13 protein-coding genes and 1 tRNA gene are annotated in these 14,796 nt (G+C 69.4%); 10 read left to right on the top strand and 4 right to left on the bottom strand.

Annotated elements, in window-relative coordinates:
* Positions 1 to 581: 581 nt before the first annotated feature.
* Positions 582 to 1,883, bottom strand: a complete 1,302-nt coding sequence (hisD, locus tag ASG37_RS08975; RefSeq protein ID WP_055758455.1) for a histidinol dehydrogenase — start codon at positions 1,881 to 1,883, stop codon at positions 582 to 584.
* Positions 1,880 to 2,530 carry an ATP phosphoribosyltransferase gene (hisG, locus tag ASG37_RS08970; RefSeq protein ID WP_055758451.1) on the bottom strand — a complete coding sequence of 217 codons (651 nt, stop codon included), beginning with the start codon at positions 2,528 to 2,530 and terminating at the stop codon, positions 1,880 to 1,882. Before hisG ends, hisD begins: the two co-directional genes overlap by 4 nt.
* A gap of 50 nt (positions 2,531 to 2,580) precedes the next feature.
* Between hisG and ASG37_RS08965 the strand changes: the two genes are divergently transcribed.
* The 9 genes from ASG37_RS08965 (at position 2,581) to ASG37_RS08930 (ending at position 11,237) form a co-directional block, all read left to right on the top strand.
* Positions 2,581 to 3,612 carry a DUF2332 domain-containing protein gene (locus ASG37_RS08965; RefSeq protein ID WP_055758447.1) on the top strand — a complete coding sequence of 344 codons (1,032 nt, stop codon included), beginning with the start codon at positions 2,581 to 2,583 and terminating at the stop codon, positions 3,610 to 3,612.
* Positions 3,609 to 4,493, top strand: a complete 885-nt coding sequence (gene thiL / locus ASG37_RS08960; RefSeq protein WP_055758446.1) for a thiamine-phosphate kinase — start codon at positions 3,609 to 3,611, stop codon at positions 4,491 to 4,493. Before ASG37_RS08965 ends, thiL begins: the two co-directional genes overlap by 4 nt.
* A gap of 95 nt (positions 4,494 to 4,588) precedes the next feature.
* Entirely contained in the window at positions 4,589 to 6,757 is a 2,169-nt protein-coding gene (locus ASG37_RS08955; protein ID WP_055758443.1) for a sodium-translocating pyrophosphatase, read from the top strand.
* A gap of 124 nt (positions 6,758 to 6,881) precedes the next feature.
* Complete coding sequence (locus ASG37_RS08950; RefSeq protein WP_055758440.1) at positions 6,882 to 8,837, top strand: alpha/beta hydrolase family protein; 1,956 nt, start codon at positions 6,882 to 6,884, stop codon at positions 8,835 to 8,837.
* Positions 8,838 to 9,168: 331 nt separating this feature from the next.
* Positions 9,169 to 9,387 (top strand): translation initiation factor IF-1, encoded by a 219-nt coding sequence (gene infA, locus ASG37_RS08945; protein ID WP_003049127.1) that lies wholly within the window; start codon positions 9,169 to 9,171, stop codon positions 9,385 to 9,387.
* Positions 9,388 to 9,413: 26 nt separating this feature from the next.
* Entirely contained in the window at positions 9,414 to 9,983 is a 570-nt protein-coding gene (locus ASG37_RS08940; RefSeq protein ID WP_055758822.1) for a Maf family protein, read from the top strand.
* Positions 9,976 to 10,953, top strand: a complete 978-nt coding sequence (locus ASG37_RS08935) for a ribonuclease (RefSeq protein ID WP_055758437.1) — start codon at positions 9,976 to 9,978, stop codon at positions 10,951 to 10,953. The genes ASG37_RS08940 and ASG37_RS08935 overlap by 8 nt, the downstream gene beginning before the upstream one ends.
* Complete coding sequence (locus ASG37_RS17330) at positions 10,931 to 11,131, top strand: DNA gyrase inhibitor YacG (protein ID WP_082448148.1); 201 nt, start codon at positions 10,931 to 10,933, stop codon at positions 11,129 to 11,131. Before ASG37_RS08935 ends, ASG37_RS17330 begins: the two co-directional genes overlap by 23 nt.
* Positions 11,132 to 11,161: 30 nt before the next feature.
* A tRNA-Phe gene (locus tag ASG37_RS08930) sits at positions 11,162 to 11,237 on the top strand.
* A 70-nt stretch (positions 11,238 to 11,307) separates the two neighbouring features.
* Here the strand turns inward: ASG37_RS08930 and ASG37_RS08925 are convergent.
* Positions 11,308 to 12,783 carry a glycoside hydrolase family 125 protein gene (locus ASG37_RS08925; protein ID WP_200909719.1) on the bottom strand — a complete coding sequence of 492 codons (1,476 nt, stop codon included), beginning with the start codon at positions 12,781 to 12,783 and terminating at the stop codon, positions 11,308 to 11,310.
* Positions 12,784 to 12,895: 112 nt separating this feature from the next.
* Here ASG37_RS08925 and ASG37_RS08920 point away from each other — a divergent pair, with 112 nt between their 5' ends.
* Complete coding sequence (locus ASG37_RS08920) at positions 12,896 to 13,834, top strand: NAD(P)/FAD-dependent oxidoreductase (RefSeq protein WP_055758434.1); 939 nt, start codon at positions 12,896 to 12,898, stop codon at positions 13,832 to 13,834.
* A gap of 255 nt (positions 13,835 to 14,089) precedes the next feature.
* On the opposite strand, the gene ASG37_RS08915 is transcribed toward ASG37_RS08920, so the two are convergent.
* On the bottom strand, positions 14,090 to 14,770 hold the full coding sequence (locus ASG37_RS08915) for an arylesterase (protein ID WP_055758431.1): 681 nt from the start codon (positions 14,768 to 14,770) through the stop codon (positions 14,090 to 14,092).
* Positions 14,771 to 14,796 lie beyond the last annotated feature (26 nt).

The raw sequence follows: 14,796 nt of genomic DNA, 5'->3' as shown, positions 1-14,796 counted from the left end.
AACGCGCTTTCCTACAGCCGGCGTTCCGGGGCAGGCTGGGCGCCGCTGTTTGAACCGTCGATCCCTTGGGAGAGCGAGCGCGGTCCCGCGCCCGCCGCTTCGCGTTGCGATACGTTCGCAACAACTGCGCGGTTAGTGTAAACTTTGTAAACTTCGGGCGGAATTGACCGCCCGCCAGGCCCGTCGCCCCAGCGAAGGCTGGGGCCTCTCGCGGCTCCTATCGCGCATCAGCCCCGGGAGATCCCAGCCTTCGCTGGGATGACGTTTGTTGCGAGGTAGATGGATCAACCTCGACTGCGGCCCGCCACGGGCAAATCCCGTGTCGTCGGACGGACGCACGTCATGCGGCGCGTCGTTAGTGTAAACTTTGTAAACTTCGGGCGGAATTCCTCCCCTCCCTGACAAGGGAGGGGCCGGGGGTGGGTCGGCCGCGATGGCCCGCAACGCCGCCCCGAACGGCACCCAATTCGGCCCGCCACGGGCAAAGCCCGTGCCGTCGGACGGCGCTTCCCGCGCCGCCGGCCGGCAGCGCCTACTACGGCTCGATGCAGCTTTGCTGCACCTCACCCGGCGCTGCTTCGCTACGCCTCGCCCGGCGCACCTAGTCGAATGGCGACCGACCGCGCATGCGCCGGCAACCCCTCGGCCCCCGCTAGCGTCACCGCCGCCGGCCCGATCCGCCCCAGCGCCGCGCGGTCCAGCCCGAGGAAGCTCGTGCGCTTCATGTAATCCAGCACCGACAGCCCCGACGCGAAGCGCGCCCGCCGCCCGGTCGGCAGCACATGGTTCGGCCCCGCGACATAATCGCCGACCGCCTCGGGCGTGTACCGCCCGAGGAACACCGACCCGGCATTGCGCACCAGCGCGAACAACGGCTCGGGGTCCTCGACCGCCAGTTCGAGATGCTCGGGCGCCAGCCGGTCGACCAGCGGCATGGCGTCGACCAGCGTCGGCACCAGCACGATCGCCCCGTTGGCATCCCAGCTCGCCCGCGCGACCTTCGCCGTCGCCAGCTCGGCGATCTGCGCGTCGACCGCTTGCGCGACCCGGTCGGCAAAGCCCGCATCGTCGGTGAACAGGATCGACTGGCTGGTCGGGTCATGCTCGGCCTGGCTCAGCAGGTCGGCGGCGATCCACGCCGGGTCGTTCGCGCCGTCAGCGACCACCACGATCTCCGACGGCCCCGCGACCATGTCGATGCCGACCACGCCGTACAACTGCCGCTTGGCCTCGGCGACCCACGCATTGCCCGGCCCGGTCACGACGTCGACCGGCTTGATCCGGTCGGTGCCATAGGCCAGCGCCGCGACCGCCTGCGCCCCACCGATCCGCCACACCTCGTCCACCCCGGCAAGCGCCGCGGCGGCCAGCACCAGCGGATTGACCTCGCCGTTGGGCGTGGGCGTCACCATCACGATCCGCTCGACCCCGGCGACCCTGGCCGGCACCACGTTCATCAGCACCGATGACGGATAGGCCGCGCGCCCGCCGGGCACATAGACCCCGGCGGCCGCCACCGCGCTCCACCGCGCGCCCAGCCGGACGCCGGCGTCATCCACCTCGTCGCGATCCTCGGGCCGTTGCTTGGCGTGATAGGCGACGATCCGCTCGTGCGCCAATTCCAGCGCCGCCCGCAGTTCCGGGTCCAGCCCGGCCAGCGCCGCGTCGCACGTCGAGCGCTCGATCCGCCAGCCGGTCGTATCGGGATCATGGCCGTCGAACTTCTGCGTAAACGCCCGCACCGCCGCGTCGCCATCCTCGCGCACCGACCGCAGGATCGCCGCCACGTCGCGCGCCACATCGCCGTCGGCCTCGCGCCGCCCCTCGACCAGCGCGGTGAAATCGGCGGCGAAGCCCGCCGCATCGGCATCCAGCCGGATCATGCCGCCACCGCCCGGCGAAACGCCTCGACCAGCGGCACGACCTGCGGCCGCGTCTTGAACGCCGCCCGGTTGACGACGAGGCGCGACGTCACCTCGGCGATCGTCTCGACTTCCACGAGGCCATTCTCCTTGAGCGTCCGCCCCGACGAGACGAGGTCGACGATGCGCGGCGCGAGGCCCAGCACCGGGGCCAGTTCCATCGCGCCGTTCAGCTTCACGCATTCCGCCTGCACGCCGCGCGCGGCGAAATGGCGGCGGGTGGTATAGGGATATTTGGTGGCGATCCGCACATGGCTCCACCCGCGCGGATCGTCGGTCGCCGCCATGTCGGCGGGCTCGGCCACCGAGATGCGGCAATGGCCGATCTTGAGGTCGACCGGCGCGTACAGCTCCGAATAGTCGAACTCGGCCAGCACGTCCGACCCGACGATGCCGAGCTGCGCCGCGCCATGCGCGACGAAGGTCGCGACGTCGAACGCGCGCACCCGGATCAGGTCGATGTCGGCGCGGTCGGTGCGAAAACGCAACGCCCGGCTGTCGGGATCGGAAAAGGCGGCCTCGGGCCGGATGCCGGCCTGCGCCAGCAGCGGCATCGCTTCGTCGAGGATGCGCCCCTTGGGCACGGCGATGATGATGGGATCGGTCATGGGCTGGGCGGGCTTTACTTGGGGGGAAGGTCGGGCGCAACACGCCGGTCATGCCCGATGACGCCCTGATTCGCGCCGCCTTTCACAGCCAAGCCGCCTTTTGCGCGGCGATGGATGCCCCGATCACCGCCGCGGTCTGCACCGGCCTTGCCGCCGCGCTGTCGCGCGACAGCCGCACCGGTGCGGCCGTGCTCGACTGGGTTGGCGAACCGATCGCCGATGCGCTGCCGCTCCGGCTGGCCGGCGGGCTGCACGATATGGCGCGCAGCGGAATCGATCCTGCGCTGACCCGGCTGTTTGCGGGACAGGGCGATGCGGCGGCGGTGCTGGGCGATGCGCTGATCGCCCATGACGCGGCGTTGCTGCCGTGGCTCGACGGCCCGCCACAGACCAACGAACCGATGCGATCGGGCGTGCTGATGGCCGGTCTGCTGGAGGTCGCCCGGCGGCACGGCCCCCGTATCGAGCTGCTGGAGATCGGGTCGAGCGCCGGGCTCAACCTGCTGATCGATCGCTATCGGTTCGATCTGGGCGGCACCCCGACCGGTCCGGTCGATGCCCCGGTCGTCCTCCGCCCCGACTGGCGCGGCCCGCCGCCGCCCGCCGTTCCCGTCACCTTCGAGTCGGTCCGCGGCGTCGACCTCCGCCCGCTCGATACGACCGATCCGGCGCTCGCGCGACGGCTTGCCGGTTATATCTGGGCGGATCAGCCCGAACGGCAAGTCCGTCTCGCCGCTGCCACCGCGATGCTGCGCGACCGGCCGGTCGATCTGGCGGCGGGGGACGCGGTCGACTGGCTCGGCGCGCGTCTGGCCGAACCGCAGGGGGCGGGGGTGACGCGGGTGCTGATGCATTCGGTGGTCTGGCAATATCTCGGCGACGAACGCTGCGCGGCGATCACCGCGATGATGAACGATGCCGCGACCCGCGCCACCGATGCCCGCCCGCTGGCATGGGTACGGATGGAGCCCGAGCGCGTCCTGCGACGGCAGGAATTATGGGTACAGAGCTGGCCCGGCAATGGCACGGCACGCATGCTCGCCATCGCCCACGCCCATGGCACATGGATCGAGGCGACATGACCGAGGCCGACTTCCTTAGCCTGCTGCGCACCCTGCCGCTCCACCCCGGCGCGATCGGTCTCACCGACGACGCCGCGCATCTGGGCAGCCTCGTGCTGACCAAGGACCTGATCATCGCCGGCGTCCATTTCCTCGACAGCGATCCGCCGGGCGACGTCGCGTGGAAGCTGGTGGCGACCAACCTGTCCGATCTCGCGGCCAAGGGCGCGGTGCCGGTGGGGGTGATGCTCGGCTATCCGATCGGCGACGATGGCTGGGACCGGGCGTTCCTTGCCGGGCTCGACCGGGTGCTGCGCGCGTTCGATTGTCCACTGCTCGGCGGCGACACCGTCCGCCTGCCCACCGGGGCACCCCGCCTCCTCTCGCTGACCGCGATCGGCCGCAGCGCCTCGGCCCCCTTGCGCAGCGGTGCGAAGGCCGGCGACACGCTCTGGGTGACGGGCACGATCGGCGATGCCGGCGCGGGCCTCGCCATCGCGCAGGGCGCGGACGGTCCGGCTACCCTGCTGGGTCGCTACCGCCGCCCCACCCCTCGGCTCGCCGAGGGGCAGACGCTCGCTGCCCATGTCACCGCGATGATGGACGTGTCCGACGGCCTGCTGATCGACGCGACCCGGATGGCGGCGGCCAGCGGCGTCGCGGTCACGATCGATCTGGCCAAGGTGCCGCTGTCCGACGCGCTGCGCGGCTTCGGCGGCGACGCCCTGACCGCCGCGACCGCCGGCGACGATTACGAACTGCTCTTCGCCCTGCCCCCCGGCGCGACGCCCCCGGTCGCCGCCACGCAGGTCGGCCGGTTCGACCAAGGCAACGGCCTGTGGCTGGTCGACGGCGACCGGCCGGTGCCGCTCCCCGCCCGGCTGGGATACCAGCACCACTAACCGCTTGCCTCCCCCGCCCATCGGCATAAGCTGCCGCCACAGGGTTCGACCCGACGACACAGCCGGGCGGCCCCACGCAGGAGGGGTTGCAACATATGACGATCGTCTATCTGGCCATCGCGTGCGGCGTGATCGCCGTCCTCTATGGCGCGCTGACCGCCGGGCAGGTGCTGCGCGCATCCCCCGGCAATGCGCGGATGCAGGATATTGCCGCCGCCATTCAGGAAGGAGCGAAGGCCTATCTCGGCCGGCAATATCGCACCATCGCCGTCGTCGGCATCGTCGTCGCCATCCTGCTGTTCCCGACGCTCGGCCCCCTGTCGACGGTCGGCTTCCTGATCGGCGCGATCCTCTCGGGCGTCGCCGGCTATGTCGGCATGGAGATTTCGGTCCGCGCCAACGTCCGCACCGCCGAGGCCGCGCGGACCTCGCTCCAGGGCGGCCTCACCCTCGCCTTCCGCTCGGGCGCGATCACCGGCATGCTGGTCGCCGGTCTCGGCCTCATCGCGATCGCGGGCGTGTTCTGGTATCTCGTCGCCATCGCCGGCCATGGTCCGGGCGACCGCGAGGTGGTGGAGGTGCTGACCGCGCTCGCCTTCGGCGCGTCGCTGATCTCGATCTTCGCGCGGCTGGGCGGCGGCATCTTTACGAAGGCGGCGGACGTCGGCGCCGACCTCGTCGGCAAGGTCGAGGCGGGTATTCCCGAGGACGATCCGCGCAACCCCGCCGTCATCGCCGACAATGTCGGCGACAATGTCGGTGACTGCGCCGGCATGGCCGCCGACCTCTTCGAGACCTATGTCGTGACGATCGGCCTGACGATGGTGTCGATCGCGCTGCTGGTTCAGGCTCCTCCGCAGGAACTGCTGCGGCTGATGGCGCTGCCGCTGATCGTCGGCGGGGTGTGCATCCTCACCTCGATCATCGGCACCTATATGGTCCGGCTGGGCAAGGGCCAGTCGATCATGGGCGCGCTCTACAAGGGGTTCTGGACCACGGTGCTGCTCGCCGTCCCCGCGATCTATCTCGCCGCCAGCTATACGCTGGGTGACATGAACGCGGTGATCGGCGGCGCGGGCTTCCTCGATCCGGGCGGCGACACGCTGACCGTGGAAGGGGCGCTCGGCGCGCAGGCCCCGGTCGCGGGACAGAGCTTCACCGGCATGGACCTGTTCTGGTGCATGATGATCGGCCTCGCCGTCACCGCCGCGCTGGTGTGGATCACCGAATATTACACCGGCACCGCCTATCGCCCGGTCAAGTCGATCGCGAAGGCCAGCGTCACCGGCCACGGCACCAACGTCATCCAGGGCCTTGCCATCAGCCTCGAATCGACCGCGTTGCCGACGCTGGTGATCGTCGTCGCGGTCGTCGCCTCCTATCAACTGGCCGGGATCATCGGCGTCGCCTTCGCCGCCACCGCGCTGCTCGCGCTCGCCGGCATGGTCGTGGCACTCGATGCCTATGGCCCCGTCACCGACAATGCCGGCGGCATCGCCGAAATGGCAAACCTGCCCGAAGAGGTCCGCCGCCGCACCGACGCGCTCGACGCGGTCGGCAACACGACCAAGGCGGTGACGAAGGGCTATGCGATCGGTTCGGCGGCGCTGGCGGCACTGGTGTTGTTCGGGGCCTATACCACCGACCTCAAGCTGTTCTTCCCCGACCTGATCGTCGATTTCTCGCTGTCCAATCCCTATGTCATCGTCGGATTGTTGCTGGGTGCCTTGCTCCCCTATCTGTTTGGCGCGTTCGGGATGACCGCCGTTGGCCGCGCGGCGGGATCGGTAGTGGAGGACGTCCGCCAGCAATTCGCCGCCGACCCCGGCATCATGGCCGGCACCAGCCGCCCCAATTACGGCCGCACCGTCGACATCGTCACCCGCGCCGCAATCCGCGAGATGATCGTGCCCTCGCTCCTCCCCGTCCTGTCGCCGATCGCGGTCTATTATATCGTCATGCTGGTGGCGGGACAGGCGCAGGGGTTCGCGGCGCTGGGCGCGATGCTCTTGGGCGTCATCGTTTCCGGCCTGTTCGTCGCCATCTCGATGACCAGCGGCGGCGGCGCTTGGGACAATGCCAAGAAATATATCGAGGACGGCAATCACGGCGGCAAGGGGTCCGAAGCGCACAAGGCCGCCATCACCGGCGACACGGTGGGCGATCCGTACAAGGACACCGCCGGCCCCGCCGTCAATCCGATGATAAAGATCACCAACATCGTCGCGCTGCTGCTGCTGAGCGCCCTGGCCGGCGGCGGCTGACAGTCGATTGCGCCCCGCCCGCCACCGCGCAATAGTCGGACAGGACGGGGGGATCGATTCGGGCGGTGCGGCGGGTGTCGGGGGACACCGCCGCCCCTCCCGCCCCCGCCGCAACGGGGGAACCATGACGACGATACTGCACCATCCGCTCTGGATCGGCCTGGCGCTGGCCACCGCGCTGCCGGCGCAGACGCCACCGCCCCCGCCGCCCGCCCCCGCCGCGGTGGATGCCAATGCCCCGGTGCCGATCACCGTGTTCGCGACATTGCCCGCCTATGAATCGCCCCGGCTGTCGCCCAATGGCATGAAGGTCGTCGCCAAACAGGCGGTCGGCGGGCAGCAGGTCCTCGTCGTGTCCGACCTGTTCGGCGGCGGCAAGCCGGCGCTGCTCGGCGCGCCCGAGAATACCGACATCAACTGGTGGCGCTGGGTCAACGACGACTGGCTGATCGTCGGCGTCGGCGCGCGGCAGATGCTGTACGGCACCGACGTCTACATCACCCGGATGATCGGCATCAGCGCCGACTTGAAAAAGAGCAACCGCATCGACTGGGACAAGTCGGGGCTGCGTGCCGACAATGTCCTGTGGACCGCGCACGACGGCAGCCCGCGCATCCTGCTGTCGCGCCAGACCGGGATCGAGCGCGAGGAGGACTTTAACCCGGCGGTGTTCGAGGTCGATGTCTCGACCGGCCGGTCGCGCCGGATCGTCGGCGGACGCAACAACATCTACGACTGGTACGCCGATGGCGAGGGGCAGGTCCGCGCCGCCTATCAATACAGCGACCAGACGCGCCGCTCGGCGCTGCTCTACCGCGCGAACAATGCCGAGGAGTTTCGCGTCATCGCCCGGCGCGAACGCCGCGACGAGGACGGGCTGACCGTGCCGATCACCTTCCGCGCCGATGGCAGCGCGATCGCCTTCGACGACGAAGGCGGCTTCACCAGCGTCTATGAGGTATCGCTGCCCGACCTCGCGCTCGGCAAGAAGCTCTACAGCCTCGAAGGCTATGACGTCGACGGCATCACCGACAATGCGACCGAGAACGACATCGCCGGCGTGTCCGTGACCGACCGCTATCGGCGCAACGTCTGGTTCGATCCCAAGCTGAAGACGCTTCAGGAGAATATCGACAAGGCGGTCGGCGACCGGCGCGCGCGGCTGGTATCGTGGGACAAGGCGCGCGACCGGTTTCTGGTCGAGGTCGGAGCGCCCAACCAGGCCGGCGGCCTCTATTACTGGGACAGCAGCGACGCGGCGATGAAGCGCGTCGGCTGGAGCAGCGCCGCGTTGCAGGGCCGCCGCCTCTCGCCCGTCAGCACCATCCGCTACGCCGCGCGCGACGGCACCCCGATCGAGGCGGTGCTGACGATGCCGCGCCACCGGCCGGGGCAGAAGAACCTGCCGCTGATCGTCCTGCCGCACGGCGGCCCCTCGGCACGCGACAGCGAAGGCTGGGACTGGTGGACGCAATATCTGGCCGAACTCGGCTATGTCGTGATCCAGCCCAATTATCGTGGCTCGTCGGGCTATGGCACCGCGTTCGCCCGCAAGGGCGCGGGCGAATGGGGCCTGAAGATGCAGGACGACCTGAACGACGCCGTCACCCATCTCGCGAAACAGGGGATCGCCGATCCCAAGCGGGTCTGCATGGTCGGCGCGTCCTACGGCGGCTATGCGGCGATGCGCGCGGCACAGCGCGACGGTGGCCTCTATCGCTGCGCCGTCTCCTATGCCGGCGTATCCGACTTGGCGGCGCTGCGCCGCTACGACAGCCAGTTCCTGAACGGCCGGACGATCGGCGACTGGCTGCGCAAACAGGCCCCCGATTTCCAGACGGTGTCGCCGCGCTTCCACGCCGCCGATTTCTCGACGCCGATCCTGCTGATGCACGGCAAGCAGGACAAGCGCGTGCCGGTCGCCCAATCGCGCATGCTCGCCGCCGAACTGAAACGCGCGGGGAAGGCCCACCGCTATGTCGAACAACCGCTCGGCGACCATTTCTTTTCGCGCAGCGAAGACCGGTTGCAGTTCCTGCGGGAGATGACCGACTTCCTGAAAGCGCATAACCCGGCGTGACGGATGGGGCCGGATCGACAGTCACATATCGGCGCGCCCCCTCCACTTCATCACCCCGGACTTGTTCCGGGGCCCACGGTGCGGCGATCGATGTGGCCCAAGCCTCAAGCGGCAGCGTTTCCGGCTGGGTGGACCCCGGAACAAGTCCGGGGTGGACGATACGGATGGGCCTTGCCTTTCGCTGCCTTGCCGCCCACATCGGGACCGTCAGCGAACATCGACCGGCCGTGCCGCCCGCGCGCCCGGCGGATCGCGCTTTCCTTTTTTGCGAGCAGCGCCTATGGGAACCCGCCCGGTTTGCTGCGGCGTGCTATTCACACGAGGTATTTGTTTGGCGAAGGAAGAACTTCTCGAAATGCGCGGCCAGGTGGTCGAGCTGTTGCCCAACGCGATGTTCCGCGTCCGGCTCGAGAACGATCACGAGATTCTGGGGCATACCGCCGGCAAGATGCGCAAGAACCGCATCCGCGTGCTGGTGGGCGACGAGGTGCTCGTCGAACTGACCCCGTACGATCTCACCAAGGGTCGCATCACCTACCGCTTCAAGTAAGCGTGGCGGTTTCCATGGCCCCGGCCATGCGCCTGATCCTCGCCTCCACCTCGCCCCGTCGCCGCGACCTGCTGGCGCGGATCGGCGCGGTGCCCGACCGCGTCGAAGCGCCCGACATCGATGAGAGCCCGCTCGCGCACGAACTGCCGCGCCCTTATGCGCTGCGGCTGGCCGAGGCGAAGGCGCGCGCGATCGGCCCCGTCGACGGCGCGGTCGTGCTGGCGGGCGACACCACCATCGCCGTTGGCCGGCGCATCCTGCCGCCCGCCACCACCGAAACGGTCCAGCGCGAGTTGCTTGGGCTGCTGTCGGGCCGGCGGCATCATTGCCTGTCCGCCGTCTGCGTGCTGATGCCCGACGGCACCGCGCGCACCCGTGTCAGTGACACGATCGTCGCGTTCAAACGCCTCGAACCGCGTGAGATCGACGCCTATGTCGCCTGCGGCGAAGGACTGGGCAAGGCCGGCGGCTATGCGATCCAGGGCCGCGCCGAAGCCTTCGTCCGTTTCCTGTCGGGCAGCCATTCGGGCGTGATCGGCCTGCCGCTGTTCGACACCCGCGCGCTGCTGGAAACCGCCGGCGTCCCGCTTGGCTGAAGGCTGGATCGTCGAGCGCGGCATCGGCGAGACGCGCGCGGCGAGGCTCGTCGATGGCGCGATCGTCGAGGCGCGGATCGACCCCGACGATCTGCTCCGCGCCGGCACGATCCTGACCGCGCGCCTCGTCCGCCGTCTGCCTGTCCGCAACGAGGGCATCGTCGCATGGGACGATGGCGAGGCGCTGCTCCACCCCCTGCCGCGCGCCGTGACCGAAGGTGCGACGCTGCGCATCGAGATCACCCGCCCCGCGCTGCCCGAACCCGGCAAGCCCAAACGCGCCCGCGCCCGCCCCGCCGCGCCAGATGCCATCATAGGTCCCGCGCCGAGCCTTGCCGACCTGCCCGGCGCGCATCTGCCCGGCCCGTACGATCGCGACCTGCTGACGCAAGCCGGATGGGCCGAACTGATCGAGGAAGCGGCGACGCGGACGGTCATGTTCGTCGGCGGCGCACTGTCGATCCACCCCACCCCGGCGATGACGCTGATCGACATCGACGGCGACCTTGCCCCCGCCGACCTCGCCATCGCCGGCGCGCGCGCGGCGGCGCGGGCGATCGCGCGGCTCGACATCACCGGATCAATCGGCATCGACCTGCCGACCGTCGGCGACAAGGCCGTTCGCATCGCCGCCGCCGACGCGGTCGACGCGGCCCTGCCGCAACCGTTCAAGCGCACCGCCGTCAACGGCTTCGGCTTCCTCCAGATCGTCCGCCGCCGCAGCCGCGCTTCGTTGGTCGAGCTGTTCGCCGATCCCGCCGCCCACGCCCGCGCGCTGTTGCGTCAGGCGGAGCGGACCGGCGGCAGCGGCGAACGCACGCTGACCGCGCATCCGGCAGTAGTGGCGGTCATCGCCGCGCATCCCGACTGGGTAGCGGCGGTCGAACGCATGCTGGGCACCGCACTCGCCTTGCGGGGCGACGCCATGCTTGCCATATCCGGCGGCCATGTCCAGGCTCGCTTCCCGTAACAAATGCCCGCTGTGCGGCAACCCCGCCACCGTGGACCATCGCCCGTTCTGCAGCCGGGGGTGTCGCGACCGCGACATGCTCAACTGGATGGGCGAAGGCTATCGGATCGCGGGTCCGATGGCGTCTTCCGACGAAAAAGGCGAAACCGGGCTGGACAGCCCTGCGGAGCGCGGCTAACAGGCCGGCTCTCCCGGTCCTGCCGGGCGTGCCCGGATAGCTCAGTTGGTAGAGCATGCGACTGAAAATCGCAGTGTCGGCGGTTCGAATCCGTCTCCGGGCACCACTTTTCCCAAATATACCGTCCCACGCCATGCCCGGCTTCACCCGAAGCCAGACATGGCCATAGACCGACGCTACACCGCCACGGCGTCGAGCGGTGCCCGGAGCAACTGCGGGCGGGTCGCGGCGAGGTGCAGGATCAGCTCACCGAACAGCCCGTTGGCCCATGCGAACCAGTCGCGGCTGAACTTGCGCACATCGTCCTTCTCGAACGCCTCGTGCATGAAGCCGGTGCCGGCGTGGCTGCGCTTGAGCGTGGCGAGGCATTTGAGGATCGTCGCATCGTCGCGCGCCGACAGCGCGCGAACGATCAGCGACATCGGCCAGATATAGTCCATCCCCTGATGCGGACCGCCGATTCCCTCGCCCGCGCTGCCCTTGAAGAACCACGGGTTCGCCTCGCTCCACGCCGCCGCCGCCGTCCGCTGCCAGCGCGCATCGTCCGCCGGCACGCAGCCAAGCCACGCAAGGCTGGAGAGCGAGGGAACGTTGGCATCGTCCATGAAGATCGCATTGCCATAGCCGTCGACCTCATAGGCCCACACCTCGCGCCCGTCGGCCAGCCGCATCGTGCCGTGTTGCGCGGTCGCCGCCGCGACCTCGTCGGCGAGCATCGTCGCATCATTCGCGAGCGCCGCATCGCCCCGTGCCTCGCTCGCCACCCGCGCCATTTCGCGCAGCGTCGTCACCGCGAACAGATTGGCCGGCACGAACAGCGAATATTGGCAGGCGTCGTCCGACGGACGAAACCCCGAATGGATCATGCCGTTCTTGCGCGTCGGTGCGCCATAGCCGGCGAGCAGCGTCTCGGTCGGCTGCCGGCTCGCGCGCTGGAACTTGTACGGACCGGGCGAGGTCTTACGCTGCTGTTCGCGAAAGGTGCGCACGATCGCGCGCATCGCATCGGCCCATGCCGCGTCGAACGGCGCGGGGTCGCGCGTCTCGTGCCAATAGCCATGCGACAGCCGCATCGAATAGCATAGCGAATCGATCTCCCATTTACGCTCGGCGACGCCCGGCTTCATCTCGGTCACGTCCGTCTTCGCCCAGTCTAGCGAGGTGGTGGCCGACGGGTCCTCCATGAAGGCATTGGCGTACGGGTCGATCAGCACGCTGCGCGCATGCCGGCCGATCAGTCCGCGAAACAGCTCGCGCAGCTTCGCATCCTGTTTGGCCAGATGGAGATAGGATTTCACCTGCGCCGCCGAATCGCGCAGCCACAGGCAGGGGATGTCGCCGGTGATGACGAAGCTGTCGGGCTTGCCGCCGATCGTGCTCATGCGGACGGTCGTATCGAGCGTGTTGGGGTAGCAATTGGCGAACAGCCACGCGAGCTCGGGATCGGCGATCATGCCGCTGACCCGCGCGATCTCGCGCTCGACCGCCGAACTGACGAAGCGGCGATCGGCGGGCGCGGGCCGCTTGGCGGGAAACGATGCCGCCGTGCCGCCCCGCGCCTGCGCGGCGGCGACCGGCGCGAAGCCGCCGGTCGCAAGGCCGGCCCCCAGCAGTACACCCTGCGCCATCAGATTGCGTCGATCGGTCGGCATCGCGGAAACTCTCCTGAAACGGGTCGCCGTACCGTTGCCCTGCAACGCCGCGCGGGGCAACATTGCGCCGGCCCCGTGCGTTGCCGCGCCGCAACAAGGGGTGGGACGACACATGACTCAGGGTATCGCGATCATCGGCGCCGGCATGGCCGGGCTGAGCTGTGCCACCCGGCTGACTGCGGCGGGGCGCGACGTCTGCCTGTACGACAAGGGCCGCCGCCCGAGCGGCCGGATGGCGAGCCGCCCGGTCGAGGTCGACGGGTATCGCTTCGCCTTCGATTACGGCGCGCAATATATGACCGTGCGCGACCCCGGCTTCGCCGAAGCCGTGCAGGCATGGACGCGGGGCGGGATCGTCGCACCATGGCCGGCGGCGGGGGATGACGCATGGGTCGGCACGCCGGGAATGGACGCCCCGCTGGCCACGATGGCGGGCGCGCTCGACGTGCGCTGGTCGTGCCATGTCCGTGGCATCCGGCGCGATACCGATGGCTGGCACGTCGCCCATGACGCTGGCGAGGACGGTCCCTTTGCCGAGATCGTCGTGGCGCTGCCCGCCGAACAGGTCGGCCCGCTCGTCGCCGGGATCGATGATTCGCTGGCGACGCTGGCCGATACGCATCGCTCCGCGCCCTGCTGGACGGTGATGCTCGGCTTCGACCGGCCGCTCGCCCTGCCGCCGCTGATCGAGCGTGACGGCATCATCGATTCGGCGGCGTGCAATGCCGCCAAGCCGGGCCGCTCGCCGGGCGAGGCATGGACGATCCACGCCACGCTCGAATGGTCCGCCGCCCATCTCGAAGCCGAACGCGATACGGTGATCGACCTACTGCGCGATGCGCTGGCCCAGCGTGTCGACCTGCCCCGGCCGGTCCATGCCGCCGCGCACCGCTGGCGCTATGCCCGTTCGGTTCCGGCGGGGATCGGCAGCTACCGCCTGCCCGCGCTGGCGCTGTCGGCGTGCGGCGACTGGCTGATCGCGCCGCGCGTCGAAAGCGCATGGCTGTCGGGACAGCACGCGGCGACGGCGATCCTCGGCGATAGCGGTTGATCCATCTACCTTGAAGCAAGCGTCATCCCGGCGCTGATGCACGACAGGAGCCGCTGGAGGCCCCAGCCTTCGCTGGGGCGACGCTTATGGTCAAATGGGTCGGCTAGGGCTGATCGACATTCAGCCAGACGATGGCGCTTGGCGGCTCCCCTCCCTGACAAGGGAGGGGAGCAGATTGGGAAGCCATTTCGTTGAATGTCGATCGGCCCTAGAGGCTATCTCAAAACACGCGGTTGCAGGCTTTCAAACCGACTCTCACAATTCGCCCAGCCGCGTCGCCACCACCGGGGCCAACCGCGCGACGATCCGGTCGACGCCCTGCGCGTTGGGGTGAACGCCATCGGGCAGCATCAACTGGCGATTGCCGATCACGCCCGCCAGAATGAACGGGTCGAGCACCGCGTCATAGCGCTTCGCCATGTCGGGCCAGATCCCGTTGAACGCCGCCGCATAATCGGGACCAAGGTTGGGCGGCACCATCATGCCGGTCAGCACCACCGGAATCCGCCGCCGCTGCAATTCGTCGAGCATCGCGGTGAAGTTGGCGCGCGTCTCGGTCGCCGGAATCTGGCGCAGCAGATCGTTGCCGCCCAACCCCAGCAGCACCAGATCGGGCTTGCGGTCCAGCCGGTCGAGCGTGAACGCCAGCCGCCGCCGCCCCGCCGCGCTGGTATCGCCCGAGATGCCGGCGTTGACGACACGCGCATTGATCCCTTGCCTACGCAACGCATCCTGCAAGTCATCGGGCAGGCTGTCGCCCCGGTTCAGCCCATAGCCGGCATACAGGCTGTCGCCGAACGCCAGCACCAGCCGCTCCGGCCCCGCGACCGGGGCCTGGCGACCGACCGGCGTCGGCTCCGCCACCGCCGCGACGTTCACCGGGGTCACGTCGTTGCCCTCCGACAAATCCGGGCCGCTACAGCCGCCCAACAGCATCGCGCCTTGGAGAATGGCGATCGCAC

Source organism: Sphingomonas sp. Leaf407, assembly GCF_001425385.1.
Lineage (GTDB): Bacteria > Pseudomonadota > Alphaproteobacteria > Sphingomonadales > Sphingomonadaceae > Sphingomonas.
This window is presented reverse-complemented; position numbering and strand designations above follow the sequence as displayed.

Bases quoted from the DNA above. Each gene is read 5' to 3' on its own strand.
- ASG37_RS08955 (WP_055758443.1), top strand. From the start codon at position 4,589: ATGACGATCGTCTATCTGGCCATCGCGTGCGGCGTGATCGCCGTCCTC.
- ASG37_RS08920 (WP_055758434.1), top strand. From the start codon at position 12,896: ATGACTCAGGGTATCGCGATCATCGGCGCCGGCATGGCCGGGCTGAGC.
- ASG37_RS08950 (WP_055758440.1), top strand. From the start codon at position 6,882: ATGACGACGATACTGCACCATCCGCTCTGGATCGGCCTGGCGCTGGCC.
- hisG (WP_055758451.1), bottom strand. From the start codon at position 2,530: ATGACCGATCCCATCATCATCGCCGTGCCCAAGGGGCGCATCCTCGAC.
- ASG37_RS08915 (WP_055758431.1), bottom strand. From the start codon at position 14,770: ATGCTGTTGGGCGGCTGTAGCGGCCCGGATTTGTCGGAGGGCAACGAC.
- ASG37_RS08965 (WP_055758447.1), top strand. From the start codon at position 2,581: ATGCCCGATGACGCCCTGATTCGCGCCGCCTTTCACAGCCAAGCCGCC.
- ASG37_RS08925 (WP_200909719.1), bottom strand. From the start codon at position 12,783: ATGCCGACCGATCGACGCAATCTGATGGCGCAGGGTGTACTGCTGGGG.
- thiL (WP_055758446.1), top strand. From the start codon at position 3,609: ATGACCGAGGCCGACTTCCTTAGCCTGCTGCGCACCCTGCCGCTCCAC.
- hisD (WP_055758455.1), bottom strand. From the start codon at position 1,883: ATGATCCGGCTGGATGCCGATGCGGCGGGCTTCGCCGCCGATTTCACC.
- ASG37_RS17330 (WP_082448148.1), top strand. From the start codon at position 10,931: ATGTCCAGGCTCGCTTCCCGTAACAAATGCCCGCTGTGCGGCAACCCC.
- ASG37_RS08940 (WP_055758822.1), top strand. From the start codon at position 9,414: ATGCGCCTGATCCTCGCCTCCACCTCGCCCCGTCGCCGCGACCTGCTG.